Annotated in this window: 28 protein-coding genes; 12 read left to right on the top strand and 16 right to left on the bottom strand. The window is 51.0% G+C overall.

All coding sequences use genetic code 11. The annotated features are described in order from the left end of the window. Nucleotides 1-29: 29 nt before the first annotated feature. Genes SIB74_RS05880 through SIB74_RS05865 form a run of 4 tightly spaced genes read right to left on the bottom strand, consistent with a single transcriptional unit; the run spans nucleotide 30 to nucleotide 3,630 of the window. Nucleotides 30-719 carry a DevA family ABC transporter ATP-binding protein gene (locus tag SIB74_RS05880; RefSeq protein ID WP_063395801.1) on the bottom strand — a complete coding sequence of 230 codons (690 nt, stop codon included), beginning with the start codon at nucleotides 717-719 and terminating at the stop codon, nucleotides 30-32. 42 nt (nucleotides 720-761) lie between these two features. Continuing rightward, nucleotides 762-1,931: an ABC transporter permease DevC gene (devC, locus tag SIB74_RS05875; RefSeq protein ID WP_063395802.1), complete on the bottom strand. Its 1,170-nt coding sequence runs from the start codon at nucleotides 1,929-1,931 to the stop codon at nucleotides 762-764. Further along, complete coding sequence (locus SIB74_RS05870) at nucleotides 1,931-2,815, bottom strand: HlyD family efflux transporter periplasmic adaptor subunit (protein WP_063395803.1); 885 nt, start codon at nucleotides 2,813-2,815, stop codon at nucleotides 1,931-1,933. Before SIB74_RS05870 ends, devC begins: the two co-directional genes overlap by 1 nt. Nucleotides 2,816-2,835: 20 nt before the next feature. Further along, entirely contained in the window at nucleotides 2,836-3,630 is a 795-nt protein-coding gene (locus SIB74_RS05865; RefSeq protein ID WP_063396000.1) for a phycocyanobilin:ferredoxin oxidoreductase, read from the bottom strand. 61 nt (nucleotides 3,631-3,691) lie between these two features. On the opposite strand from SIB74_RS05865, the gene SIB74_RS05860 reads away from it, so the two are divergent. Then, on the top strand, nucleotides 3,692-4,888 hold the full coding sequence (locus SIB74_RS05860) for a M16 family metallopeptidase (RefSeq protein ID WP_063396001.1): 1,197 nt from the start codon (nucleotides 3,692-3,694) through the stop codon (nucleotides 4,886-4,888). Further along, nucleotides 4,792-6,159, top strand: coding sequence for a M16 family metallopeptidase (locus SIB74_RS05855; protein WP_063395804.1), 1,368 nt, complete (start codon nucleotides 4,792-4,794; stop codon nucleotides 6,157-6,159). The genes SIB74_RS05860 and SIB74_RS05855 overlap by 97 nt, the downstream gene beginning before the upstream one ends. On the opposite strand, the gene SIB74_RS05850 is transcribed toward SIB74_RS05855, so the two are convergent. Then, complete coding sequence (locus tag SIB74_RS05850) at nucleotides 6,156-6,395, bottom strand: NAD(P)H dehydrogenase assembly family protein (protein WP_063395805.1); 240 nt, start codon at nucleotides 6,393-6,395, stop codon at nucleotides 6,156-6,158. The genes SIB74_RS05855 and SIB74_RS05850 overlap by 4 nt on opposite strands. A gap of 56 nt (nucleotides 6,396-6,451) precedes the next feature. Here SIB74_RS05850 and SIB74_RS05845 point away from each other — a divergent pair, with 56 nt between their 5' ends. The 4 genes from SIB74_RS05845 (at nucleotide 6,452) to SIB74_RS05830 (ending at nucleotide 9,680) form a co-directional block, all read left to right on the top strand. Next, complete coding sequence (locus SIB74_RS05845) at nucleotides 6,452-7,024, top strand: biotin transporter BioY (RefSeq protein WP_011826287.1); 573 nt, start codon at nucleotides 6,452-6,454, stop codon at nucleotides 7,022-7,024. Continuing rightward, on the top strand, nucleotides 7,021-7,518 hold the full coding sequence (gene lspA, locus SIB74_RS05840) for a signal peptidase II (RefSeq protein WP_063395806.1): 498 nt from the start codon (nucleotides 7,021-7,023) through the stop codon (nucleotides 7,516-7,518). The genes SIB74_RS05845 and lspA overlap by 4 nt, the downstream gene beginning before the upstream one ends. 204 nt (nucleotides 7,519-7,722) lie before the next feature. Then, nucleotides 7,723-8,085, top strand: a complete 363-nt coding sequence (locus tag SIB74_RS05835; protein ID WP_063395807.1) for a hypothetical protein — start codon at nucleotides 7,723-7,725, stop codon at nucleotides 8,083-8,085. Next, nucleotides 8,082-9,680, top strand: coding sequence for a YcjF family protein (locus SIB74_RS05830; protein ID WP_063395808.1), 1,599 nt, complete (start codon nucleotides 8,082-8,084; stop codon nucleotides 9,678-9,680). Before SIB74_RS05835 ends, SIB74_RS05830 begins: the two co-directional genes overlap by 4 nt. Before the next feature lie 87 nt (nucleotides 9,681-9,767). On the opposite strand, the gene SIB74_RS05825 is transcribed toward SIB74_RS05830, so the two are convergent. Then, entirely contained in the window at nucleotides 9,768-11,180 is a 1,413-nt protein-coding gene (locus tag SIB74_RS05825; protein WP_063395809.1) for a pyridoxal phosphate-dependent decarboxylase family protein, read from the bottom strand. A gap of 102 nt (nucleotides 11,181-11,282) precedes the next feature. Between SIB74_RS05825 and SIB74_RS05820 the strand changes: the two genes are divergently transcribed. Then, nucleotides 11,283-11,774, top strand: coding sequence for a nucleoside deaminase (locus SIB74_RS05820; protein ID WP_011826279.1), 492 nt, complete (start codon nucleotides 11,283-11,285; stop codon nucleotides 11,772-11,774). On the opposite strand, the gene SIB74_RS05815 is transcribed toward SIB74_RS05820, so the two are convergent. Further along, nucleotides 11,716-12,900, bottom strand: coding sequence for a pyridoxal-phosphate-dependent aminotransferase family protein (locus tag SIB74_RS05815; RefSeq protein WP_063395810.1), 1,185 nt, complete (start codon nucleotides 12,898-12,900; stop codon nucleotides 11,716-11,718). The genes SIB74_RS05820 and SIB74_RS05815 overlap by 59 nt on opposite strands. Nucleotides 12,901-13,474: 574 nt before the next feature. Here SIB74_RS05815 and glnA point away from each other — a divergent pair. Both glnA and SIB74_RS05805 read left to right on the top strand, forming a co-directional pair. Then, complete coding sequence (gene glnA, locus SIB74_RS05810) at nucleotides 13,475-14,896, top strand: type I glutamate--ammonia ligase (RefSeq protein WP_063395811.1); 1,422 nt, start codon at nucleotides 13,475-13,477, stop codon at nucleotides 14,894-14,896. Between the two features lie 845 nt (nucleotides 14,897-15,741). Beyond that, a complete protein-coding gene (locus SIB74_RS05805) occupies nucleotides 15,742-17,187 on the top strand; it encodes a M48 family metalloprotease (RefSeq protein WP_063395813.1) in 1,446 nt (481 codons plus the stop codon). Between the two features lie 139 nt (nucleotides 17,188-17,326). Here SIB74_RS05805 and SIB74_RS05800 read toward each other — a convergent pair whose 3' ends face one another. The 4 genes from SIB74_RS05800 to mnmH are packed head-to-tail and all read right to left on the bottom strand — an operon-like array spanning nucleotide 17,327 to nucleotide 20,920. Beyond that, complete coding sequence (locus SIB74_RS05800; protein WP_063395814.1) at nucleotides 17,327-18,328, bottom strand: AI-2E family transporter; 1,002 nt, start codon at nucleotides 18,326-18,328, stop codon at nucleotides 17,327-17,329. Continuing rightward, nucleotides 18,325-19,407 carry an AI-2E family transporter gene (locus SIB74_RS05795; RefSeq protein WP_011826272.1) on the bottom strand — a complete coding sequence of 361 codons (1,083 nt, stop codon included), beginning with the start codon at nucleotides 19,405-19,407 and terminating at the stop codon, nucleotides 18,325-18,327. Before SIB74_RS05795 ends, SIB74_RS05800 begins: the two co-directional genes overlap by 4 nt. Nucleotides 19,408-19,440: 33 nt before the next feature. Beyond that, nucleotides 19,441-19,794 (bottom strand): photosystem II reaction center protein Psb28, encoded by a 354-nt coding sequence (gene psb28, locus SIB74_RS05790; RefSeq protein ID WP_011826271.1) that lies wholly within the window; start codon nucleotides 19,792-19,794, stop codon nucleotides 19,441-19,443. Nucleotides 19,795-19,819: 25 nt separating this feature from the next. Continuing rightward, nucleotides 19,820-20,920 carry a tRNA 2-selenouridine(34) synthase MnmH gene (gene mnmH, locus SIB74_RS05785; protein ID WP_063395815.1) on the bottom strand — a complete coding sequence of 367 codons (1,101 nt, stop codon included), beginning with the start codon at nucleotides 20,918-20,920 and terminating at the stop codon, nucleotides 19,820-19,822. A gap of 39 nt (nucleotides 20,921-20,959) precedes the next feature. Between mnmH and SIB74_RS05780 the strand changes: the two genes are divergently transcribed. After that, on the top strand, nucleotides 20,960-21,676 hold the full coding sequence (locus tag SIB74_RS05780) for a GUN4 domain-containing protein (protein WP_063395816.1): 717 nt from the start codon (nucleotides 20,960-20,962) through the stop codon (nucleotides 21,674-21,676). Between the two features lie 64 nt (nucleotides 21,677-21,740). Next, nucleotides 21,741-22,211: an ATP-binding protein gene (locus tag SIB74_RS05775; RefSeq protein WP_156486110.1), complete on the top strand. Its 471-nt coding sequence runs from the start codon at nucleotides 21,741-21,743 to the stop codon at nucleotides 22,209-22,211. 109 nt (nucleotides 22,212-22,320) lie between these two features. On the opposite strand, the gene SIB74_RS05770 is transcribed toward SIB74_RS05775, so the two are convergent. The 3 genes from SIB74_RS05770 to SIB74_RS05760 form a co-directional block, all read right to left on the bottom strand. Continuing rightward, complete coding sequence (locus SIB74_RS05770; protein WP_156486111.1) at nucleotides 22,321-23,292, bottom strand: hypothetical protein; 972 nt, start codon at nucleotides 23,290-23,292, stop codon at nucleotides 22,321-22,323. Nucleotides 23,293-23,464: 172 nt separating this feature from the next. Then, a complete protein-coding gene (locus tag SIB74_RS05765) occupies nucleotides 23,465-23,764 on the bottom strand; it encodes a DUF3104 domain-containing protein (protein ID WP_063395818.1) in 300 nt (99 codons plus the stop codon). Between the two features lie 195 nt (nucleotides 23,765-23,959). Further along, nucleotides 23,960-24,214: a DUF6439 family protein gene (locus SIB74_RS05760; RefSeq protein WP_036915335.1), complete on the bottom strand. Its 255-nt coding sequence runs from the start codon at nucleotides 24,212-24,214 to the stop codon at nucleotides 23,960-23,962. 54 nt (nucleotides 24,215-24,268) lie between these two features. Here SIB74_RS05760 and SIB74_RS05755 point away from each other — a divergent pair, with 54 nt between their 5' ends. Beyond that, a complete protein-coding gene (locus SIB74_RS05755) occupies nucleotides 24,269-24,538 on the top strand; it encodes a hypothetical protein (protein ID WP_063395819.1) in 270 nt (89 codons plus the stop codon). Between the two features lie 19 nt (nucleotides 24,539-24,557). On the opposite strand, the gene SIB74_RS05750 is transcribed toward SIB74_RS05755, so the two are convergent. After that, nucleotides 24,558-24,878 (bottom strand): hypothetical protein, encoded by a 321-nt coding sequence (locus SIB74_RS05750; RefSeq protein WP_063395820.1) that lies wholly within the window; start codon nucleotides 24,876-24,878, stop codon nucleotides 24,558-24,560. 96 nt (nucleotides 24,879-24,974) lie between these two features. Further along, on the bottom strand, nucleotides 24,975-26,048 hold the full coding sequence (locus SIB74_RS05745; RefSeq protein ID WP_063395821.1) for a class I SAM-dependent methyltransferase: 1,074 nt from the start codon (nucleotides 26,046-26,048) through the stop codon (nucleotides 24,975-24,977). Nucleotides 26,049-26,355: the final 307 nt, after the last annotated feature.

The raw sequence follows: 26,355 nt of genomic DNA, 5'->3' as shown, positions 1-26,355 counted from the left end.
AACTTCCAAACTAGAGATCTTTAACCAACCTAACCAAGAGAGGAGATCAGGCGACCATCTTCCATCTGCACCAATCGATCCGCGAGATCAACAATGCGTGGATCATGGGTCACCATTAACACCGCACAAGACTGTTCTCGGGCCAATCGTTGAAGCAGCTCTACCACTTCCCTTCCTGTGACGCTATCCAGGGCTGCTGTGGGTTCATCGGCTAGCAATAGCTGAGGTCGAGCCGCCAGCGCACGTGCAATTGCGACTCGTTGTTTTTGGCCGCCAGAAAGATCATGGGGCAGTTTGCTTAGGTGATCGTCTAGCCCCACAGCCCGCAACCAATAGCGTGCCTGATCACGGCGAGCCCGATAAGAGAGACCTGGCAACAAATCAGCTCCCATCTGCACGTTCTGTTCAGCTGTGAGACACCGCAAAAGATTGTGGCCCTGAATAATCATGCCGATATGACATCGAAGCTGTTGGCGAAGGCGACGATCTGATCCACGTAACTGATGGCCGAACACGCACACATCTCCCTCTTGAACTGTGCGGAGCGCTCCGATCAAAGTGAGCAGAGTGGTTTTGCCACAGCCTGAAGGCCCGCTGAGCAACACCACCTCGCCAGGGGCTATTTGCAGAGCAATGGACTGCAACACCTGACGTCGCATTGCACCAATGCCAAACCAGTGGCTGAGACCCTGAACTTCAACCATGAACTTGTCATTCATGGCGATGTCTTCTGATCGAATGATTGAAAGAGAACAGACCCATCAGAAAATCTCTGCAGGATCGGCATCGACCAATCGGCGCATCGCCAGCACCGCTGAGCCCATGCACATTGTCAGGATCAGGCTGAAAACAAGCACGGCACGCGGAAGATCCATCGCCACAGGCAGTTTTGTCGAACTACGTACCAAGGCGTATAGGGCCTGGCCGGCGGCATAGGCCGGCACATACCCCATCACTGCCAGGAAGATCCCTTCGCGAGCTACCACGCCTAGAAGAGTCTTCAAGCGATAACCCATCGCCATCAGAGTGGCGTACTCAGGCAGATGATCGCTGACATCGGTGTAGAGGATTTGATAGACAATCACGCACCCCACAACAAAACCCATTGCTGCACCGAGGCTGAAAATGAAGCCAATGGAAGTACTGCTTCGCCAGTAATTCTTCTCAAACTCAATGAAAGCCTGCTTGGTAAAGACCTTCACATCGTTGGGCAAACTCGCCGTTAGAGATCGAACCACAGCATCTGGATCTGCCCCTGGCCGCAGCCTTAGCAAACCGATTTCAATGCTTCCAGGCGGATTGCTGGGTAATAGCTCAAGGAATGTCTCCCTGCTGGTGAGCAGATTGCCGTCAGCTCCAAACGATGGCCCCAGGCTGACTAACCCCGCCACTCGAACCCTTTTCCCGGCGAGCTCAGTATCGACAATGCGGCCCTCATCAAACCACTTGGCAATAGGTCCGAATTCATTTCGAGAACGCTGATCAAACAAAACACGGCCACGACTTGTGAGCGCTTTTGCCTTGGCCGCAAGCTCAGGATCTGTGAACAGGGAATCCCCCGGTTCAAAACCTAAGGCAAGAATCTGACGAGTCGTGAGGGTTTGCGGATTTCTCCAAAGCAAAAAATTCCAGTTCACAGGCGTGATGCCCTGGACATCTGGATGTGCCATGGACTGCACCAACCGACGCCTTGGAAATCCACTCATGCTGATCGAGCTCATCGAGCGAGGGCTCATTAACACCAGGTCAGCATCAAAGAGACGATGCACGGTGACACTGGCATCGAACAAACCATCTCGGAAACCCAATTGCATGAACATCAGGATTCCGGCGAAGCAGATTCCTGCCAGAGCAACCAAAAGCCGCAAAGGTTGACGACTCAGTAGCAACCAAGCCAGAGGGATCCTCCGCCGTTGCCAAAAGCCAGACATCACGAGGGCTGAAAGCGAGCTATCACCTTCATGCCCGCGAGACTTCTCACCCGAGAAGCTGAGTTTTGGTCAAGACTGACCCGAACTTCAACTACGCGGGCATCTGCATCACCAGTTGGATCAGTTGAGAGCACATTGCGCTGCCGAACCTGGGGGCTAATGCGTTCCACACGACCCATCAAAGTCCCATCAAATCCACCGTTTTCACTGGTTAAGCGAACAACTTGTCCAACATTCACTCGATTCACATCCGACTCATAAACTTCGATCAAGGCTTCCATGGTCTGATTGGCGCCAACTTCCATCACGCCATCACTACCTGGACGCTCCCCGACGCGAGTGTGCACCCTTAACACCACACCATCGAGGGGAGACTTCAATTGACTATCAGCGAGATCAGCTTCAAGTCCGCTGATTTCAGCCAAAGCCTCCCGACGTTGGCCATCGATTTTGACGAGTTCTTCCTGTTTTTCCTCCAAATCCACCAGAGATGAAGCTCCAACCATGGCAGCTTTTTGATAACGAGTGACCTCCCGCCGCTGCATTCGCAACTGAACCTCGAGGGTCTCCAGTCGAGCTTGGACGGCTGCCAGATCAGCAAAAGTTTTAGGTCGGTTGTCGAACTCTGCTAGAACCTGACCACGCTTAACCGCATCACCTTCACGAACACTGAGCTTGGCAACCCTTGGAGTGCCACCAAACCCGCTAGCAGGGGCGGCCAAGCGACGGACATCACCAGCGGGCTCAAGTTGCCCCAAGGCCGCAACAGCTTTAACTGGTCTAGCAGCTGGAAGCAGTACAGGACTTTCTGGAGGTGTCTCAGTACGACGCGTAAGGCTCCAGATACCAATAGCTACAACAAGGCAGATTCCTCCGGTTATCAACCATCTCCAGGTTTTGCTGCTTAAAGGGGAGGTGGATCCTCGAACAAGATCTCCTCGATGTATCGATCCGCCCATTGAGGATTGAAGGCCTTCTCCAGCACTCCGCGAGTCTTGTCGTTGCGTTTCTGTTGGATGCAATAGGAGAGTTGGCTCTTATGCCTTTGGATCGTAGATGCCGCATCAGAAGCATCGGGAGTCGCGTCAATGACGCTAGAGATAAGAGCTTTGAGATAGCCATCTGCCAAATCCACGAACCAGCTTTCCTCCTGGCTACTAGCTGGACGGATGAACTGGACAAACGGCGAGAAGATGGATCCCCATGCAGGCAATTCCCTCACCTGTTGAAACGCAGGAATGGGCAGTGATTCAAGGCCATGGAGTAGGGCCACTGGCATTGTTAGGCCTACAGGCGAAAGATCCACGATCGCCGCCGAAATACCGGCAGGACTAGCAACAATATCTGCTCCAAAAATTGGCAGATCAAAGCGAGGATCGGGAAAGAAGACGCAATGGAGTACTTGCAGCCCCCCTCCCAGCCTTGCTATCTCCAAATGCAACTTGCGCAGCCCCCGACAACGATGCAATTCATTGCTAATCAGCAGCTCCTCTCCATCAAGCTGGCCGCTGATTGACTCCATCACTGAATCCAGCGCAAATGGACTGAGCTCCGGCAACTGCGCCCTGCGCTGCCTGATCCGCGCTGCCAACGACTCGATTAACGGGTGAATTGCCGGGCCGCTTGTGGAGGGAAAAGGCAGCACGATGGCAAGAAGGATCAGAATGGGACTTTGACACGCACCTCTGACACGCTCCACCCCTAAACCCAATCTTCAACACTGGGCTCTAAACAACAAGACCCGCTGCGTGGTGGCATCCATGCCAGATGCACCTCTGACTTGTTTAGACCTCTGGTGCAAAGCAGGTAGTTCAAGCGAACAAAAAGGAGAGGAAGGACTAGCCCACTTTCTTGAACACATGGTGTTCAAGGGAAGCTCACAGATGGAGGCTGGAGAATTCGATCGGAAAATCGAAGCGCTTGGAGGCAGCAGCAATGCCGCCACAGGTTTCGATGACGTGCACTTTCACGTTCTTGTACCACCAACGGCAGCCAGGGCAGCACTTGATCTACTGCTCAATCTCGTTCTGACTCCAGCTCTGCGTTCAGAGGCCTATGCCATGGAGCGAGATGTCGTATTGGAGGAAATTGCCCAATATCGAGATCAACCGGATGATCAAGTCCTCCAACAGCTTCTCGAAGCATGCTGCGAAGATCATCCCTACGGCCGAGCCATCCTTGGCTTTGAAGCAAGCCTAAAAACAAGTACTCCCGAGCAAATGAGGGAGTTCCACAGCCGCCGCTATCGAGGCCCGAACTGTTGCCTAGCAATTGCGGGTGCCATTCCTATAGGCCTGCAAGAAATCTTGAACAACAGCCGTCTGGCTGAGTTGAATCACCAAACGATGGAGGACATTGATCCTGCCATTTCTCCAACTTTCAGCTTCCAAAAAGGGCGACGAGAAATTCAAGTCCCCAGGCTGGAATCCACCCGGCTATTGATGACCTGGCCGATGCCCCCTGCCTCAAACCAAGAGATGGTGATGGGAGCTGACCTGGCGACCACCCTGCTTGCGGAAGGACGTCGCAGTCGACTGGTGCATCACCTCAGAGAGGAATTGCAAATTGTGGAATCGATCGATATGGATGTAACCGTGTTGGAACAAGGCAGCCTTGTATTGCTAGAAGCATGCTGCAACGAGAAGCAGCTGGACAGGGTGGAAAAGGAAATCCACCATTTACTGCAGACCAGCCTCGAATCAACACCCAAGAATCAGGAGATCGAACGAGCTAGCCAACTGGTTTCAAATGGACTGTGTTTCAGCCTTGAAGCTCCCAGTCAAGTAGCCGGCCTGGCAGGGAATCAAGCTCTTTGGAATCGTCCTCAATCCTTGTTGGCACCACTTGATCACCTGTCTGCATGGACGCCGACTCGACTTCTCGAGCAAATGCTTCCATTACTGCAACCAGAGCGCAGCTTCACCCTTGTTGCCAGACCGATGGAAGCAGGCGAATGAATCCTCTTGATGTGGTTTTAGATCCAATCGCCGCACCGGGAGTTATCGCCGCCAAGCTCTGGGTTAGAGGCGGCAGTGGTGCTGATCCAAAAGGGCAACGGGGAGTTCATCAACTGCTCGGAGCCCTCTTGACCAGGGGCTGTGGACCTTATGACCACCTTGCTCTAGCCGATCTCGTTGAAGGCTGCGGGGCAGGTTTGCGCTGCGATACCCACGAAGACGGATTGCTAATTAGCCTCAAATGTGCAGATCGTGATGCCGAACGACTCCTTGATTTACTTGGCTGGATGCTGATCGATCCGCATCTGGATTCAAGTCAAGTAACGCTGGAAAGGGATCTCAGTCTTCAAGCCTTGCAAAGACAAAGAGAAGACCCATTTCACTTGGCTTATGACGGCTGGCGGCATATGGCTTACGGCAGTGGCCCCTACGGCCACGATCCCCTTGGCCTTAGCGAGGACCTGAACCAACTTGGTCGTCAGCAATTAATTTCGCTAATCGACGGGCTAACAGCACAATCACCTGTGCTTGCCCTCGCTGGGACCATTCCAGAGGATCTTGAACAGCGGCTGGAGGCAATGGAATCTTTCCAGCGCTGGCCCAATCAGCCACCTCAGCAAGCGAGAAAGTCTGAATCAAGCAAGATCTCAACAGAGAACATTCAGATCGAATCCAACATTTGTCTTCAGCCTGAACCTACAAGTCAGGTGGTCATGATGCTTGGACAGCCAACCCTTGCTCATGGCCATGAAGACGATCTGGCACTGCGTCTACTGAACTGCCACCTGGGATTAGGCATGTCGAGCTTGCTGTTCAGGCGTCTACGAGAGCAACACGGGGTGGCCTACGACGTAGGCACTCATCACCCGGTACGTAAGTGTGCGGCTCCATTTGTATTACATGCTTCGACAAGCGAAGACAAGGCAAAACTCACCCTTCAGTTGCTTCTAGACAGCTGGTGGGAACTCAGCCAGCAAGCGATATCAGAAGAAGACATTGAACTGGCACGCGCAAAATTCCATGGTCAACTCGCCCATGGAGCTCAAACCACTGGACAACGTGCAGAACGCCGAGCCCAATTACGGGGACTAGGGCTGCCAGGCAACTATGACCAGCACAGCTTGGAGACAATCAAAAATCTTGATGGAAGCGCTCTGCAAAAGGCAGCTCAACGACATCTAAAAATGCCCTTGCTAAGTCTCTGTGGCCCAGAAACCAGCCTTCAAATCCTTGCCAAGGACTGGCAACAGCAAGTGGTTCAAAGCTCTTAATCCCCCTTTGCGCCATCAACATCTGAAAGGTCAAAGACCAGGCGATCCAGTGGGATCAGAAAGCTGCCATGACGAAATCGCACAACAGCCATGTCTTTGGCTCGCAGGCCAACGATCTTGCCAAGCTCTTCTGGGGAGACCAAATCCGGTGGCCGTAGCATTGGCATGGGATCCGCGGTCTTTAGATAAGGCAAGGGCACCTTTAAACGGACCTGTTGACCAATAACCGGTTCCATGAGAAATGAGCAATGCCACTCTCCTACTGCAGGATGGAGCAAGCTGAAAACCCTTTGTGCGAGCCCTGGCCACCTGGAGCGGCGCCCTCGCCGGCCTGATGATGATCCTTGTAGGAGGGTTGATCCCTGCTGCGCTGCTCTTGCCTGGCCTTGACTTACAGCCACACGTGTTAACCCTTCCAAGCACTTGGCAGGTCCCAGCTCTATTGCTGTGTGCACTCGTATGCGGTCCGCGTGCTGGAGTCATCGCTGCAGTTGCCTATCTCACCATTGGCCTCGTTGACCTACCCGTATTTCATGGTGGTGGAGGCCTCAATTATGTGCTGACACCAGGCTTTGGCTACCTGGCTGGATTCGTTCCAGCTGCCTGGCTCAGTGGTCGTCTGGCCCAGCAACCAGGCATGAATGATGTACTGAGCTTGACGATTGCAGCAATCGCGGGGCTGATCATGCTTCAACTTTGCGGCGTACTCAATCTGCTTCTCGGATCTGCCCTATACCAATGGCCTGATCGCATACCAGAACTGCTATTTAGCTATACCTTTGGCCCCCTACCCGCTCAACTAGTCCTCTGTGCAGGCGTTGGCGTACTTGCTTTGCCATTGCGAAATCTGCTGTTTGTTGAATGAATCAACCTCAAATACTGAAGCAACGTCAACTATCACGCCGGGCAATGCTGCTAATCAGCATCCTGCTGATGCTGATTGATCAGATCAGCAAAAGCTGGGCCCGTCAACAACTCAGTTCAGGCTTCGTATTCCCTTTTGTTCCTGGGCTATTGCAGTTGCGTCTGATCAGCAACACAGGCGCAGCTTTTAATCTTTTCAATGGAGCAACATTCCTCTTAGGGCTGCTCAGCCTGGTTGTGACCATTGGTTTGATGGTCTGGATATGGAGAGCAGGACAGATGCCGATATGGCAAGGCCTTGCCGTTTCCTTTCTGCTCGGCGGAACCATCGGCAATGGCTTGGACCGATGGCGTCTAGGGCACGTCACCGACTTTCTGCAACTTGTACCGGTGGACTTTCCGATTTTCAATGGAGCTGATGTGGCGATCAATTTGGCCGTGATCTGCTTCGGAATCGATGCCTTGACAAGACGCCATGGACAACAACACACCTAAGCGATTTGCGATGACTGGAGTGATCATCCATCAGATCAGTCAACCCGATCGAAAAGTTGTTCTTTAAAGCGATAGCTGCCGCTTTAGTGGAAACGAAAAGATGGAGCTTGTCTTACTTGATCATCAAGACAAGCATTGGTCTCTAGATGATCTCAAACCCACCAATGCAGCTTGTTGGCGAGGGAGGAGGGGCCGAGAGCTGGAATGATGCGACGCCGATCAAATCAAGATTTCACGATCCTCAAAGATCAAATGACCTATCCACCTCATTCCTGCATACAGCCAGCGAAAGCATCAAAATTGCTGGTCTGGGCAGATTCAGACCATGCTTTAAATGGTGGTGATGAACTGGACCAGTGCAATAGGTGTCTTGGTGATATGGAAGATGGCAAGACCGGCACAACCATCAATGCCAGAGATCTGCTATTGATCGGCCATGAGCCTTGCGGATACAAATTCTTGCTCTCTGGCTCAGCAATGATGCCAACAGTTCCAGACCCCAGACGCTGTCTCTCTGGTCAAAGATCATTCAACCTGCAGGCCAGCGGAAGCATGACAAACAAATGATCTCCCGTCAGCGGCTGCTCCTATGGACCGCCTGCGCGCTGGTGGTCTTGCTCGTCATCGGAGCTCTCGTGCAAGTGGTGAGGAACCTGCTCTGGGATTTGAGTTACCTACTACCTCCCTGGTTGCTAGGCCCGGTGTTGTTCCTAACAGCAGGCCTCATCATCTTGATGATCTATCAAGTTGGATGGCCCTGGTGGAAGGCTTTTAAGCGTCAGAACTTAGAAACTGCTCAAAACAATCAACGGCCCCTTTCCACTCCAAGTAGCCGTCATCAAGCAGCCAAGCAAAGTCTTGAAAGCATTGATCGCCTGCTCGAACGCCTTCAAGACGATGTCACTCGAGAAGGGCTTAAGCAAGAGAGAGAAAGGGTGGCTGATGAACTGGCCCGTGGTGATCTGATGGTGGTGGTGTTCGGTACTGGTTCGAGCGGCAAGACATCTCTGATCCGAGCACTTCTGAACGAAATGGTGGGTGAGGTTGGTGCACCCATGGGATCCACAACCAGTAGCCAGATTTATCGACTGCGTTTAAAGGGATTTGATCGAGGCCTTCAACTGGCTGACACCCCAGGAATTCTTGAAGCAGGCAGAGCCGGTTTAAGCCGAGAGAAGGAAGCAAGGCAACGAGCCAGTAGAGCTGACCTGATGGTTGTGGTTGTGGACTGTGATTTACGCGCTTCAGAGCTGGAGGTCATCAGTAGCCTCGCCAATCTGGGCAAACGATTGCTCCTGGTTCTGAATAAATGCGATCTACGCGGTGAAGAAGAGGAGCGACGGCTGTTGGCGCAGTTGCGAGGGCGATGCAAGGGCTTGCTTGAAGCTGAAGATGTGATCTCCTGTAGCGCTGCACCCCAGTCAGTGCCGCGTCCCGGCAAACGACCTTTGCAGCCTCCGGCTGAGGTCGACAATCTGCTGCGGCGCCTTGCGTCAGTGCTACACGCCGATGGTGAAGAACTACTGGCAGACAACATTCTGCTGCAATGTCGCCATCTGGGAGATTCCGGTCGCCAGCTGCTGGATCGACAACGCCAACATGAAGCGCGTCAGTGTGTTGATCGTTACAGCTGGATCAGTGGTGGTGTCGTCGCTGCAACCCCCCTCCCAGGAGTGGATCTATTGGGGACGGCAGCGGTGAATGCCCAAATGGTGATGGAGGTCGCCCGGGTCTATGGAGTTCAACTCACTCGCAACCGAGCACAAGAACTGGCGGTATCAGTAGGTCGCACTTTGGCAGGACTCGGCATTGTTAAAGGTGGAGTGGCGATCATCGGCACAGCTCTCAGTGTCAACTTGCCCACCCTGTTGCTGGGCCGAGCGGTACAAGGGGTCGCTGCTGCTTGGCTCACACGCGTTGCGGGGGCGAGCTTCATGACCTACTTCCAGCAGGATCAAGACTGGGGGGATGGCGGTATGCAGGAAGTGGTTCAACGTCACTACGATCTCAACCGACGAGAATCTTCGCTGGAACGTTTTCTCACGACAGCCCTGAGGCGTGTGGTGGAGCCTCTACAGCGGGAGAAACGGCGACAGCTCCCGCCACGCCCAGGGCCTCGGGGGGTGGCGGACGCATCGGACCACGGGCATCCAGAACTGTGATCAAAGCCAGGTAGAACAATCCAATCGCTACTGATAAAACAGTCGTGATAATCGCCACCCAGCGACCTCGCGGGGGTGATGAAGCCATTAGCGCAAACCCAGCAAAGATTGATTCATCAGAGTTGCCAACCGAGTGAGATGAATCGATTGCGTATGGGGGTTGCCCAAGACCACCTTGAGGAAATGACGACCATGATGCAAGGGTCTTGACACCATCAACTGCTGTTCCAGCAAGCTTTGCCGAGTTGCTAATGACCAGACTGAGGCTTGATCTGCATCGGCGTTTTTAGGGGTACAGGCAATGAGATGCAATGGTCCGCTGAGAAGAATGAACCTGGATGCATCGAGTTGACGCGCGAGCGACTGACGACGCTGAATCGCCCCCTCCAGCAAGCTCTGAATTCCCTGCTCCCCGAGCTGACGCAGACCCAACCAAAGCTTGAGCACCTCTGCTGGCCGAGTTCCTTGAAGGCCAATTTCACTTCCATGACCGTCTCCCCAGGCTGGTTCCATATAGGGCAAGCCAGTCGAGAAGGCTGAAGCAAGATGGGATTGGTTCGCGACTAGCAATAGGGATGATGTCTTAGTGATCCCAAGCAACTTTTGAGGATTCACTGTGATCGAATCGGCTAGAGAGATTCCTTCAACCACAGAAGCAGTGGCTGCTGCTAGAGCAAAGACCCCTCCAATGGCTGCATCGACATGCAACCAGACCCGCTCGCGTCTGCATAGCTCTGCTACCGCTATCAAGGGATCTACAGCTCCCTGGACAGTCGTGCCTGCTGTCGCCACAACGGCTAAGCATGGTCTTCCTTCTGCGCGGAGAGCCTTCAGTTGATGCTCTAGGGCATCGAGATTCATGCAGCCCTCTTGATCGACAGGCACCGTCTGCAAGGCATCGCTAGCCAATCCCATGACCCGAATGGCCTTAGCGAGCGACACATGAGCGTCGACACTTGCAAGCACCACTGCCCTGGGATCATCTTGAAGATCTGCCTGTTGGCGAGCTATCACCATCGCCATAAGGTTGCTGAGGCTGCCACCACTGGCTGCCACACCACCAGCCGTCAACGGCAGTCCCAAGCGCTCAGCAAACCAGCGGCACATCTCTCGCTCTAAACGCGAAAGACTTGGTGACAACTCCTCGGCCAAAAGATTGTTGTTTAGTCCTGCGCAGATCAAATCAGCAGCGATGGATGCGGTTAGAGGAGGCGGATCGAGATGAGCCAATGCACCTGGATGGGAAGGCTGATAAGCCCCTTCCATCACCAACTGCAAATCGTCCAGCAAGGCATCAACTGAAAGACCTTGAGGCGGCGGCGCCACATCAGGCAAAGCACTCAGCGCTGGTAAGGGGCCTCGATTACTTGCTGTTGCGAACCACTGACAAAGTCGAGCACTGGCCTGCTCCAGAAAAGTCTGCAGTTCTGGATCGAAACGGTCAGGCTTGGCAAAGGGCGCCAAGGTCGCAGTCGGCCTTATCTGGGGAGTGCCAGCCAAAAACGCTCGTCATACAAGTTCCATTCTCCCTCCTGATGGCATTGTTTGATCAGGAGCTGCCACTTAGCGGTGCCTTTAGCGAAACCTCTTGAACTAACCAACATGCAATGCCGCTGTTGGATGTTGCGGCTACTGACTCGAGCAAAACAACTTGGCGGTCTTGGAGAAGTTCCTGTGAGTGCCGTAGTGCTGGATGCCGATGGCCGCTGTATCGGCCATGGCAGCAACCAAAGGCATCGAGGACGTGATCCATTAGGCCATGCAGAACTGATCGCACTCCGACAGGCTGCCTGGCTAAGAAGTGATTGGCGATTTAATGACTGCACCCTGATTGTCACTCTGGAACCCTGCCCGATGTGCGCGGGAGCACTAACACAAGCGCGCATGGGCCAGGTGATCTTTGCTGCACACGACCCCAAGCGAGGTGGGCTTGGTAGCACAATCAATCTGGGGGACCACCCCAGTGCGCATCACAAAATGCGTGTTCTAGGCGGTGTGATGGAAGTTGAAGCTAGGCAGCAGCTAGAAGCCTGGTTCAAGCAGCAACGGCAACGTTTTCACGAAAACGAGGTAACTCTGACTCGAACAGATTGAGCAACAGCTCAACGTTTTTAGGGGTGGAGTTGTATCCCATCAAACCAATCCTCCAGATCTTGCCAGCCAGGCTTCCTAATCCGCCACCGATTTCAATGCCGTGCTCATTCAGCAAATGCAAGCGGAAGGCATTGCCATCCACTCCATTAGGAATGCAAACAGTTGTGAGTGTGGGCAAACGCAAGGCTTCAGGTACATGCAACTCCAAACCAAGACTCTCGAGCCCTGCCCAGAGCGCTTCGGCATTGCAGCGATGACGATCCCAAGCGTTTTCAAGGCCCTCATCCGCAAGTAATCGCAGGGCTTCACGCATCCCAAAGTTCATATTCACCGGCGCAGTGTGGTGATAAACCCTGTCGCTTCCCCAATACTGATTAAGCAGCGAAACGTCTAGATACCAATTGGGCACCTTGCTACTACGGGCCGCAAGCTTCTCTTCGGCACGGGGCCCCATGGTGAAAGGACCAAGACCAGGAGGGCAGCTGAGCCCCTTCTGGCTGCAGCTGTAAGACAGATCGACCTTCCATTGATCCAGAAAAACCGGAACAGCACCTAAGGAGGTGACCGTATCTAGCAGTAAAAGGCAATCGTGCTTATGGCAAAGATCGCCGACACCATCCATTGGCTGACAAACGCCAGTGGATGTTTCTGCATGCACTAGAGCCAGAATTGCTGGGCGATGCTCGATCAAAGCTGCTTCTAGCTCTGCAAGGGAAAAGGCTTCTCCCCAAGGTTTTTCAATCAACTGAACATTGGCTCGATATCGAGCAGCCATATCGGCAAGGCGATTGCCGAAATAACCGTTTACCGCAACCAATACCGTGTCACCAGGTTCAACGGTATTGGTCAAGGTCGCCTCCATGGCGGCACTACCAGTGCCGCTCATCGGCAGTGTGAAACGGTTGTCGGTCTGCCAGGTGTAGCGGAGCAACTCCTGAACCTCACCCATTAATTCCAGATAAAGGGGATCAAGGTGGCCAATCGGAGAGCGCGCAAGTGCCTGAAGCACCTTGGGATCGGCATTTGAGGGTCCAGGCCCAAACAGCAAGCGGGTAGGCGTGGCAATCGGTTCGAGAACCGTCTTATGAGATTGGTCAACCTGGGGAAGGGTTTGCGTCGTCGCCAAGGCCCTTGGTTAGTTCAATTGTTTAGAGCCTAAGCAGTCAACCTTCATCCCCGGGACTTTTTTTGAGGGATTGCAACGGCAAGCAAGCAGGTCAATCAATAACGACAGCAATGAAAAAATACTGATTTTTTTTTCGAATCTCTTGGCAGCAGAAGGGAAGTAAGTCAAAAAACGCTAGCTCGTCTAGCAAAGTCCCTTTGAAGCCTGATCCGTCGTCATTGGCTCAATACTGATCCCCATTGACTGAAAGCAGGCTTCAAAATCGTTGATGAAGATCGAGCGAAGGCTGAAAGAAGATGGTTGTAGCAACCAATCAACCCTGTGATGAGATCAGCCATTGAGGACGACTGGACGACTTGGACGAGTTGATGGATATCGAAGCTAAACAATCAAAATCAGTGATCCAGCAATAAAGCTCTCCCAGGCTTAGATCAGCTCAAGCTGACAGAAACGGTTACGGAATCCACCCAGAAAGAAAACAAGGCTTCAGCAGAAGGTACCTGCTGCTACAAAAAGAAGGCCATGCGGCTGATTACGGTCGCTTTATTATCGCCGGCTCGGCCTCATCTTCGCCATGGGCAAATCACCCCAAGACGTCCTCCGCCAGATCAAGGACGAGGGCATTGAACTGATTGACCTCAAGTTCACTGATCTGCACGGCAAGTGGCAGCACCTCACCGTTTGTTCGGACTTGATTGATGAGGAAGCCTTCACTAATGGCTTGGCTTTCGATGGATCTTCCATTCGTGGATGGAAGGCCATTAACGAATCAGATATGGATATGGTTCCTGACGCCAGTACGGCCTGGATCGACCCCTTTTATCGCCACAAGACTCTTAGCTTGATCTGTTCCATTCGGGAACCTCGTAGCGGCGAGCCCTATGCCAGATGCCCCAGGGCGCTTGCGCAAAAAGCCCTCGGTTACTTAGCCGGCACTGGCCTAGCCGATACAGCCTTTTTTGGTCCTGAGCCAGAGTTTTTCATCTTTGACGACGTCCGCTACAACTCCGGTGAAGGTGGTTGCTTTTACAGCGTTGACACGATTGAGGCCCCTTGGAATAGCGGTCGCATCGAAGAAGGCGGCAACCTTGCCTACAAGATCCAACTGAAGGAGGGCTACTTTCCGGTTCCACCCAACGACACCGCCCAGGACATCCGTACTGAAATGCTGCTGCTGATGGGGCAATTAGGAATCCCGATGGAGAAGCACCACCATGAAGTTGCTGGTGCTGGCCAACATGAATTGGGGATGAAGTTCGCTGAGCTGATTGAAGCTGCGGACAACGTGATGATTTACAAGTACATCGTTAGGAATGTTGCACGTAAGTACGGTAAAACGGCAACGTTTATGCCCAAGCCGGTGTTCAACGATAACGGCACCGGGATGCATGTTCACCAGAGCCTCTTTAAAGGAGGCCAGCCCCTCTTCTTTGGAGAAGGCACCTATGCCAACTTGTCACAGACGGCTCGCTGGTATATCGGTGGCATCCTTAAGCATGCTCCCTCCTTCCTAGCTTTCACCAACCCCACAACCAATAGCTACAAGCGTTTGGTGCCAGGTTTTGAAGCTCCTGTAAACCTTGTTTATTCCCAGGGCAATAGGTCTGCAGCTGTTCGCATTCCGCTCACTGGCCCAAACCCGAAAGCCAAGCGTCTTGAATTCCGCCCAGGCGATGCCTTGGCCAATCCTTATCTAGCTTTCAGCGCAATGATGATGGCGGGGGTTGACGGCATTAAAAACCAAATTGACCCTGGCGATGGTTTCGATGAGGATCTATTTGAACTACCAGCAGAACGCCTTGCCAGCATCCCCACAGTGCCAGCTTCACTTAATGGTGCGCTCGAAGCATTAAATTCAGACAAGAACTACCTCATGGAAGGGGGAGTCTTCACTGAAGACTTCATTAACAACTGGATTGACATCAAATACGAAGAGGTGCAGCAATTGCGCCAAAGGCCTCATCCCCATGAGTTCACCATGTATTACGACGCTTAATAGTAATTGCAATTTGTGCTTAGATCTTAAGCCCCATTCGCGTTCTAAGAGAGCCAAAAGCCTCTGATTTATAGAATCAGAGGCTTTTTTATATGATAGATAATCAATTTGTAGTCAATTTATAATGCTTTTGGCCTATAATTAATGCAAGAGCTCAAAGCAAGTTTGAGAAGTTCCACATCTTTTCTCAAGTCCGACCTTAAGCCATAAGGAAAGGCCGATAACATCAAGAAAGAGCAAATTTTCATCCGGCTTGTCTTTGTTGATTACAAAATGATTGAAACAATGCTTTAATTGTTGATGAGCTTAGCAGATCTCTTTATGAGTGCTCTTTCGCCTCCAAAGTAGTTCTTGCAGCAGTTATTCTCAATTCCCTGCAGTTTTTTATCAGCTTTTACAGAAAGGATCCATTGCCAATCGATCTCTCCAAAGCTGGAGGGAAGGGTTTCGAATGCTAGAAATACAATGTTCCTGCAGGCTGGCATTTATTTAAACAATAATAATCTTGCTCTTGATGCGGCTGATCACAGATGAATGTATTTAGTGGAAGCTATTTCAGAGTGATTAGCGATCTGACTGCTAATTAAGCCTTCGAATTCCTAGAATCTTATTTAAAGGGGCCTATTCACATAGACCAAATAACAGTAATCTTTCGCATGATGCTTATGTAAATTAGGCTTTCGCAAAGTCAATCGCTATCATTGAACCAAGCTCAACTGGCAATGCAAGCTATCAGGGTTTCAATCGAATATTAATAGTAAGCAATTGCTTCAATTGTCCGCCATTAAGAGACGAGAGCTGTCAAAAGAGTTATTGTTTTTATATAAATAAAATAAACAAGGTAAATGAATTGGAATTTCGGCAATTTTCTTCCCATTCTTTTGCTTCCATTTATTGTCAGCAATGGTGCGGTTGGATTACCTGCGCAGGCGAACGATCTCAAAGAGAGAAAGAGTTTGGCATACGATAAAGCCAAGGAGTTGATGGATCCTGATCTATATTTTGTTTATCGCTTGACTGATCGTATTATTACTACAAATGCAATAAAAAGGCCTATTAGGGTTGCTGTCCGAACAGGAGCTAATTGCTCAGGAATGCTTGGCATTGATCCAAAAAGCGAAAAATGTAGAGCAATTAATCTTTTGCCTAGAATAGATCAAAGCTCAAATTTTGATATTTGGGCAGCTCAGGTTGTAGAGACCATGGCAGGCAGCCCGAATGCATTTGCGATGAGTAGCGCTGGAACATTCTATATAAATGTAGCGATGCTTAAAGAATTGACTGGCAAGATTGATCAGGCTGCCTGTGTTATTGGCCATGAGTTGGCTCACATAACACAAAATCATTCTGAAGAAATGGCCAAGAAAAATAAAGAGCTTGACAAAAAAGCCGGTAAGAAGATTGCTAGTGCAGTGCAAAATGCTCATAATGCACAGTCTGGTCAAAGAACAATGGCGTTAATATTTGGAGGAATAGCAGCCATAGGCGGAGATTCAAGTTCACTTCAACAGACTCAGTTTAATATCGCCATGCAAAACTTGTCTGCACAGCAAATAGCACCAACAATTGTTAATAAGGCAATGAAGTTAGCACCTGAATCTGGAGAGGCATTTGGCAAGATGCAAGGCTTGGCCCCTAATTTTGTCAAACGTACACTTCGTGATATCAATAACTATCTTCGCGATTATTCTTTAGAGTTGGCTGGCCTTTCCAGGCAACTCGAATATGAAGCAGATTTGCTTGGCCTTGAGTATGTTGCAACCGCTGGGTTTGAGCCATCTAAGTGCAAAAAGCTTTTTACAGAAACATTGCCTCATACTCAAGATAAATTGATCAAAAGATTGCTGCCTGAAGGAATCAAGGATCCAGGTGTAACAACAAAAACATCAGGAGGCTCTGATTCCTCTGGTCTGTCACTCGATGAGTTAAGAAAAAAAGCTTATGAAAAAAGTATTGCTGCTTCTAAAAAAAATCAAAAGGAATCAAAGAAATCCAAAAAGATTGAATCTGATGATATCCCTGATGATGTAATGGAATCACTTGAATCTACACATCCTGATGGGCTAGACCGAGCAAAAGCAATTGATAAACATCTAATGGATAGGAAACGGTTTGCTAAGCTTACGGCCACTGGAGCGGCTAAGCTAAATAGCCTATTCATGCGAAATTGGAGTTATGATGATCAATCAAATTCTGTTGTCATATCATCTGAGATGGTAAGGCCTGAGGACATAGGTAATTCTTTCACTGGCACGGCTGGTATTGACGTAGATAAAGAATTAGGGTTTTAGCAAGAAAGAGGTTTCCGATTGGAAAATAACAACGAAAACTGATCTATGCGCTAGTGTTGATAACAACCCTTAAAGTTTTGATTGTATTTTGATTTATTCATGAATGACTGCCTGATGCCAAGCGAATATTGTTGGATGATTATGCCCAACGATCCATGATCTGTTTAACAACCACCTGCTCCATTCCTACCTGCAAAACCACCACAAGTGGCAGGGCCAACAACACCCCTGGTAGGCCCAATAAGGCGCCCAAGCTCAGTTGAGCCATTAATGCCACGGTGGGAAGCAGGTTGACCGTACGCCGCAATAACAGGGGAGTGAGCAAAAACGCCTCAAGATTCTGCAAAATCAGCCGCAACACCAGCACTTGCAGCATCAGTAGGGGTGAAACAAGCAGGGCCATGGCCAATGGCAGCAGGGAGGCGGCCGTTGGTCCAATGGTGGGGACGAAGGTCAGCAAGCCACAGACCAATGCACTCAATAGGGCCAGAGGAACCTTGAGCAGTGCAAGCCCTGCCCAAGTGAGCACAAACACGCTGCTGGCTGAGATTGTCATCCCAGCCAGCCAGCCACCAAGAGCCAAACGGCATTGATCAAGCAATTCAGCCATCTCCTGTCGCGCAGGCCGAGGCGTTGCAGCAATCACCATTTGACGATGGGATAGAGGGTCTAGCGCTAGCAAGACAGCCAGCAGGCTCATCAACAACAACTGAATCAGGCTGTTGGCGGCCCCGCCTGCAACACCAAGCAATTGCGAGCCCAAGGGTTGGATCCGATCCCAGCTGAACTGTTCGGCAAAAGACTCTTCCAGATTCATCAGTCGCGGGTTGCTGACCAGCATCGATTTCAGCTTGGTCATCAGGGTGGGCACGAGGTTGCCCAACTCTTGAACCTGGGTGATCAACTCAGGCACCAGCAGCTGGAAAACCAAGGCACCACCAAGCAGCAGCACTACCAGCACCACTGCTAGCGAAAGGGGACGAGGCCAGGAGAGGTGGTCCTGAAGTTTCTCAATTAGGACATCAAGTGCTACTGCTAATACCACTGCTCCAAACAGCACCAACAACACCCAACGCAACTGCCAGGTGAGCAAAGCCAGCACCACCAGAGTGAGTGCGACAAGAAGGGTGCGGGCATTCATGGCGCCAATCGCTTTTTCTTCCAGGGATCAAGCAAATCGTGGATGACCACCTCGCGAATCAACACTTGCAGCACGACAGCGAGTGGCAGCGCCAACAGCAGGCCGAGAGGACCAAACACAACTGTGAATACAAACTGGGCTGTGAGAGTCAGCCCAGGCAACAATTTCACTTGGTGATGCATCACTGATGGAGTGATCACATAACTTTCCAGGTTCTGAATCACCACATACAGCCCAAGCACAGCGACTGCTTTCCAGGGTGCATCAAGTAGCGCTACCGACATCGGAAAGATCGTGCTCAAGGTAGGCCCCACATTTGGGATCACGTTGAGCATCCCAGCAAGCAAGGCATTCGCCATCACCAGCTTGATCCCAAGTAGTGAAAGGCCGATTGCTGCAAGCAGGGCCACGCAAAAGGAACTGATCAGTACACCCACCATCCAGCTGCTCAGCGCATCTCCGCATTGGCTCAGGATCGAGCGGGCTCGTCGCCTATAAAACGAAGGCAATAACGAGATGGCTACATCTCTGTATGCCGTCGGTTGCACCGCCACCATCAAGCTCATCGCCAACACAAACAGGAGTTGCACCAAGCCGCTGCCGAGGTTGCCTGCAAGGCCCAGAAGGCCTTGCAGGCCTTCCCTCACTCCTGAGGCCAAGCTTGCACCATCTGGTAATGCGTTTAACCCATTTGCAAACAGCTGTTCTTCCCAGCCACCCTTGCTGTTGTTAACTCCGTAGACCATTGCAGAGGTTTGGTTGATGGCGCCGATGGCCAGCTTCCAGAGTTCCTTAGCTGCTGAAGGTAGTTGTAAAAGCAATTGGTGGAATTGCTCTGTAAAGGGGGGCACCACAATGGCGGTCGCCATACTCACAACAAGCACAAGCGCGACTAAGCAGATCAGGAGGGCCATGCTGCGAGGCATGGGTTTCCTTGAGCGCAGCTCACCCACCAGAGTGCAGAGAGCCATGGCAAGAACAACGCCTGCAAAGAGGTGGATCAGCACCTCTCTAAGGCTCCAAAACAGCACACCCGCAGCCATCAGTGCAGCCAGAGCAAGCCATTGGGAGAATTTCACCCGTTTTCAGGCGGCAGCCTTTGCATTCTCGCCTTAGTTTTGGGAGTAGCCCAGACCGTTGCAAGCTGCATAGCGTTTGGCAAAACGCATGAAGCGTTCAAAATCCTCTTCTGATTTCCAGATATAGGTGACTTCAAGTGCGCTTGGTTGGCCATTCACAAAACGTGCATTCACCTCACGCGTCACGAGTTCGCCTTCTTCGTCGAGCATGAACATGCCGGTGATACCTGCCCACGTTTCCGGAGCCATGATTTCTGGCTGATCAAAGACAAAAAGAGCTCTGCCGGTACGGCCGTCACTACTGCGTGTGAGTTTGATGTCGGGAACGACAGGTTCATCAACACCACGTATGAACTGAATTGCCGCAGTTTTGTTCGCTTTAGCCATTGATCTCTACGACACGATATGGATCTTACGTTGAGCTCATAACCAGCTGTGGCTTGGGGCTTGATCTGACAAGCTCTCGTTCAATCAACATCTCAGCGGCTTTGGTTGTGTTCAGTCCGCAAAGATCCACGCTTTGTCTTTGAGGGGTCCTGCTTAGTTCGTAGTCATAGCAACGGTCGTAGTAATCCAACATGGCGCGACAGGCTTGGTCCCAGTTCTCAAGAGCGATTGCATCCAAGGCCTGTCGTGTGCGCTGTGGGCCTAAACGGCGGCTGATGCGTTGGGTCGCTTCCTGCAAAGACTCACGGCCATGCTGGCCATACACATCAACCAGTTGAGCAACCCGTTCATCAAGTGAACGGTTGATCTCCAGCACTGGTGCCATTTGCATCTGATGGAAAAGTGCTCGGGGGATTCTGCAACGACCCACCTGTGAACTTTCCGCTTCCAACCAGATTTCATCAGCAGAACTGTTTTGACAGCGCTGTAAATCTTCGGCAAGGAGATTTTCGTAATGTTCAGTGCTTGGTTGTGGGGGTAAGCCCAACCCACCAAAGCTGCTGCCCCGATGGTTCGCCAAACCTTCAAGATTGACTACAGCGACCCCCCGTTGTGCCATGGCAATGAGCAGATCAGTCTTGCCCGTGCCTGTTCGTCCACCGAGTAATCGCAAAGGCCAGGTTTGCTCAAATTGTTGCAGCACCCATCGCCGATAGCTCTTGTATCCACCCTCCAGAAGCACAGGCTTGAGATCCAGAAGACCCGCTAGCCAAGCAACACTCGCGGAGCGCATGCCTCCTCGCCAGCAGTAAATGCGTAGATCAGAGGCTGAGGCTTCTTCTGATTCAGGGGTTGGATCTCTGCTGAGTTTCGCCAGGGCTTCAGCAAGACCTGACAGCTTTGGACCTGTGAACTCAAGACCTAGCTTGATCGCTTGCTGACGACCTTTTTTTTTGTAAGTGATGCCGACAGCCGCCCGTTGCTCATCGCTGAAGAGAGCAAGGTTGATCGCACCTGGCCAATGCCCCTTATTGAATTCAGCTGGACTGCGAACGTCCACAACCGGACCATTGGCCTGACGGAATCTTTCGATCGAGTAAGGAGTATGGGTACCCATTCCTGACATAGTGGGCCAGCGGCGAGCCAGAAGAGCCGGTTTCGATCCATGATCTCCGGTCCCCCCCCCTCCACCAACCAGAGCGTTGAAGAACTACTGGAACGATTCACCAGTGGTTCAAAGCGTCAACGGCTCAGCTTGGTTAAAACGATTGAAGAACGGGCAGAAGAGCTGGCTGCATTAGCTCAAGCAGCTCTTGCCTCTTTTGACCCAGACGGAGACGACTGGGCTGCAGGATGGATTCTGCAGGTTTTTCAGCGTCATCAGCCACAGGTTTTGCCCAGCCTGTTGAGCAGTGAGTCGAGTGGCTGGTTCTCGACCCCATCAGCTGTGGGGATCGACTATGAGCCTTTGCAACGTGACCTACTAGCCGAAAACTTTGAGGAGGCTGATCGCTTCACCAGTGCAACGCTGCGCAAGCTCGCAGGACCTGGAGCCGAGCAGCGCGGTTACGTGTACTTCAGTGAGGTGCATGCGATCAATGGCCTCGACCTGGTCACAATCGATCGTCTCTGGACTGCATATTCACAAGGAAGGTTTGGGTTTACGACCCAAGCGCGCTTGCTGAACGCTCTCGATGGCAGATATCACAGTCTCTGGGCTCGTATTGGTTGGAAACATGAGGGAACATGGACACGTTATCCAGGCTCCTTTACCTGGTCTCTCTCTGCCCCTGAGGGGCATATGCCTTTAATTAATCAGCTACGGGGTGTGCGCTTAATGGATGCGGTGCTGCATCATCCATCACTTGTAGCCCGTCGTTAGAGCAGATTTCAGCTTGAGGCACCGGCCTAGACCACGCGAACGGTTATGGTCAAAACAGGTCTGAATGGTCCTGATGCCTTCCTGGTCACGGGCAGCTTCTAGGCTTCTATTCAGCGTTAGCCCCCAAGGGGTGGCCCCGCTGTTTCGTTGGGCTGACTTCATTCTTCCTTCAACCTTGCAGCTCACTCCTTTACTGGAGATCCTGCTTGAACCTGTTGCCTGTCAGGACACCAGCTATCGCCTACAGCTCGGATTGCAGGAGGCCTTGGTGAATGCAGTGCAACATGGCAATTGCGGAGATCCAGGCAAATCCCTGCGAGTTCGTCGAATCTTTACGCCTAACTGGATGATTTGGCAGATCCAGGATGAAGGGATCGGTGTACCACTCAATGCTCGAGTTGGTTGCCTTCCAGCTCAACTCGAGGCCAATAGTGGACGTGGCATGTTTCTGATTCATCAGTGTTTTGATGATGTGCGCTGGAGCCAGCGCGGCAATCGTTTACAACTTGCATGTCGACGCCCTAAAATCAATTAAAAACAAGCAATATTTCAAGGTAATTTTATTAAATCCAATCATGCTTAACGCTGATCGATATGAAACTAAAAATCTTTTCCACCCATAGGCTGATGCAAACTAGACCCTGCTAAGCAAGTAAGTCTGTTGTTGTTTTTGACAGGGTTTCCTCGGCGATTGAATAATTCCAACCATTTGGGGTGAGAACCGGAATCTTTAAAAATGTTGCACTTGCACCTATTATATTTTCGAAGGTAAGAGTCGCACTGGTTGGATCAAAATGAAAAGTAGCAGGCAGTTTATAGTCACCATCTATACTTGCAACAATAACATCTCCAACGCCTGGGATGGGTGCTCCAATCCCAACCCTGGCTGTGACTTTTGGTGTCAAACCCACATCGAATTCAAGGCCTGTTATTGGATCACTTGAACCAACAACTGAGACCGAGCCACTCCTGTTATTTTTCGTCTCAGAAGCATTAAATCCATTCGCTATACTCAGGTCTAATTTTGTAGCAAAATCTTGATCAAATTCCAGCTTCACCGTTTTGTTTGTTGCGGCAGGGTCGATCGTTATGTTTGCGTTAAAGTTCAAGCCAACTTCTCCTCCCACAACCAACCCTGGATAAGGCGGATAATTGATTGAAATAGGAGGCATAATTGTCGTGTCAGCCAAGCTAAATGTTCCTGTTTTTTCTCCAATTTCTAAAGTCATTGAGCCTCCCCAGTTCATGCCCAAATCGGTCCATGCTTTAATCTTCTGAACATCGTCAGCCCACTCCCAAGGCCAGTTACCCCAGTCAGGTAAGCTAACTCCTCCGTTTATACTTGGACTGCCGCTAAGCCCAAATGACATGTATGAATCAGAATCTCCTAATTTTATTTTTGGCAGGTTCCATGGAGAACTTAAGCCTACTGAATTACTGTTAGTATAAATATTTTCTATCAAGTCTTCTATATCTGTTCGATTTTGTATTCCAAATAGGGATATTGTATCAACTGTAACAGGTTCCTTCTTGCCATCAATGCTTACGAAGAAGTCGGTATCACTATCTACAAACTCATCGAATAGTGAGTGTAATGATTGCAAATAGTCCGCCATGCCCTGTTCCAATTGGAAATCACACCTTTATAGCTTTTGGCCTGCCCAGCTTGTTCAGGGTTGATATCATTTGGAATGATTAGGAACTGTCAACATGAAGACCACGACACGTCAGTTATAGCTTGTCTTGTCTTGATAAAAGCTTGAATGGCTATCAACTATTTTTTCGTGATCAGACATAGCGCATGAGCGCTTTGTCTGATGAACTGACTGATCGGACCACCTTCGTGACTTGATCAGCATTGACGGTTTTGATTACACCAGTATCAATACAAGCGACCTGAAATAGGGACGGGTCAGGGCCTCTCGCTCCAGGCACAATATGGATAATTTCTCCCATCCACCAACTCTCAGGCGCATGCCGTTGATTGTCTTGAACAATCACCACATCTCCACAGGTAACAGCAAGGAAGATTGATTCCTCTGGCAAAAAGCCTGGACCTACTTCTGCGGACCTCGATAGCGACGCCAACCTGTTCCATGCTAGTACATCTGTCCTAGCATGGATATCGCACTTTGCCTGGTTGAGTGATTGTGGGTTGCTTCGATCGCTGCAGGCCCGGCTACCGGCATGAATGGGAATTGCTCTGATGAATGTTTGAAGGTGAAGGTTTGAGGCTGAACTAGGACCATTGCTGTAAAGGCCATTCCTGTTGCAACAACCGTCTTAATCCCTGCCGCAACCAGGAGCTTTCAGTTCGCGCCTTAGCCAGCGCAGGCTTTGATCGGTAAGTGCCTCAACATCAGAGCGTTCTCCACCTTGAAGCAGCTGGACTAAGGCCCCAGCAAGAAGCTCTGCAGCTCTGCGGTCTGCATCTCCTTTTTGTTGATGCCAGTTGTGATCATTGAGGCTTAACTGAGCATGAAGTTCCATGGCCTGGCGTTGGACCTCAATTGGCCACTCAGCTTGTTTGATTCCCATCTTTATCAGCGGATCACTTGGTCTATTTTGCTTGTGATAGTAAAAGCCGTCTGAATGGTGATACGGCCACGTCAGGTTCGACTCCGTTGGCTGCATGGGCTGTCAAGGCTGATGCTTTTGGGGCATCGCCAGGACAGACTGAAACGATCTCCCAAGATGCTGGCAGCAAGACGGAGCAAACAGAGGAGGCAGCTTGCGCGTCAGATACTGGAAATACCTTCAGAGCAATGGTTGCGGCCTAAGTCATCTGGCGAGTGGATTTGGCGGGCCCTGCGTTGGGGTGGACCTGGAGTTGCCCTTGGTTGGTGGCTCAGCCAACGCTAATCATTTCGTTTGAGTTGAATCAAACTGCCACTGGCACAGCTTGATTGACCACCACTAGGGATCTAGAGGCATCAGGCGTGGCTCGCTCAAGTGCAGGACTTGGCATGTTGGCAGGTTGTCGAGGTCTTTCGCCGCGAATCCAGGCCTTGCGCAGGGTTCGCCGTCGTTGATCTTCTGCAAGCACCAGTCGGTCTGCAGCGGCTGAGGGGCTTTCACCGTGAAGTAATGCCGTTCGCAGGCAAATTCCAAACCCTTGAGCCTCGACTTGCACTTTGCCTTCCATTAAGACAGTTTGAAAGGTCCAGCCCTGTAACCACCGCAATTCAAAGGGATTACTCATGTTGTCCCTTCTGGAAAAAATACACCGGATTGTGCATCTAATAAGAGCACCCTATTTGTGAGGCTCGATTGAACTACCGAGTGTCAGGAAACCCGCTTAAGCGTTTTTCTTGAGCGGTTTGAAAGCAGTCCAAACTCGTGTCATGAAGTGAGACTCGGCAGCAATGCCCTCAAAACCGCTTGCTTGGAAACGTGCCTCAATGTTGTCGGAGATGTAATCGCGGTAGTACGGCTCATGAAATATTCGCCGGAAGTTCTCCATGGCAGGGATGAACTTGGGCGAGTCTTCCATTTGTACAGAATCTGCTAGGACCAAAACCCCGCCTGGTTCGAGCACTCGCCAGCATTCGTCAAGAACATTTTGCCGCGCCGAGCTCGGCAATTCGTGAAACAGGAAAACGCAGGTGATGCCTTGCACACTTTGATCAGCAAACGGCAGCTGTTCAGCATTACCGCGAACCAGTTGCGCGAGTTCTCCATTGCGGCTGTTGAGCGAGCGGCTGGCCTGACGTAAATAAGCTGCTGATAGATCCAACCCCAGCAGTTCCACTTTGGGTAGGGCGCTGCGAATCTGTTGCAGGGTTCGACCGGTTCCGGTTGCGACATCCAACACCCGAAGACTGGCGGAGCTGCGGCTTTGGAAGCGTTTCAGCCCGCGCTTGAGAGGCGCTAAAACCCTGCGCCGCATGGAGTCTGCCGTGCCGTTAAAGAGAATCTCTACCTGCAGGTCATAAAGCTCTGCAGAGTGGTCGCTTAGATAGCCATCGGTTTGATGATGAAAGTTTTGCAGGTAGTAATCGGGATAGATCTCTGAATCGACATCGTTCGGCAGATCATGAATATTGCGTGCCTTGCGCCGCTGCCATGTCGAGGGAAGATCTAACCAGATCAAGGGGTAACGGCTAGCCCATTCCAACCAAGGAGCTTCAAAGAGCTGCGTTTTTGGATAAATGCCTTGCTCAGCTTCATGCCAGTCAAGTTGCTCGAGAGCTGACATTGAGCTGCGCAGCTCCATCAGCAATTCTCGCGGAATCGGTTCAATGCTTGGCATCGCATCAGGTGCCAGCAATTCCATCAGCTTGGTGCTCAATTCCTTGTGGGCCAGGCCCGCAAGAGTCTTGCTCTGCTGAAGGGTTTGATAAGCGAACTTGGTGAGGCTTGGCTGCGCCATGAACCTGATTTGGGTGTGCTCTATGTCAGCGGATCAGCCTTGCAATTGCTGCCATTTCAGATTATAAGCCTTGCCTATTCAGTTAAGGATCTATGACAATGCATATGAAATGCTTCGCGAAGCTTTCGCTTGTGATTGCTTGAATCCTAATTTTTTGTTGATAAATCCAACAGATCATGATCTAGTTACGACAAAAGATTAATGGCTAAAGGCCTAATCGTAAGGATAATTCAGAATAGTCATTGGAAGTACCTATTGATTTTGTGGTAATCAATTAGCCTTTGAGATTGATGCTCATAGAAAGAGT

This window comes from Prochlorococcus sp. MIT 1306 (genome assembly GCF_047304515.1).
GTDB classification, from domain to species: Bacteria; Cyanobacteriota; Cyanobacteriia; order PCC-6307; family Cyanobiaceae; genus Prochlorococcus; species Prochlorococcus marinus_D.
This window is presented reverse-complemented; position numbering and strand designations above follow the sequence as displayed.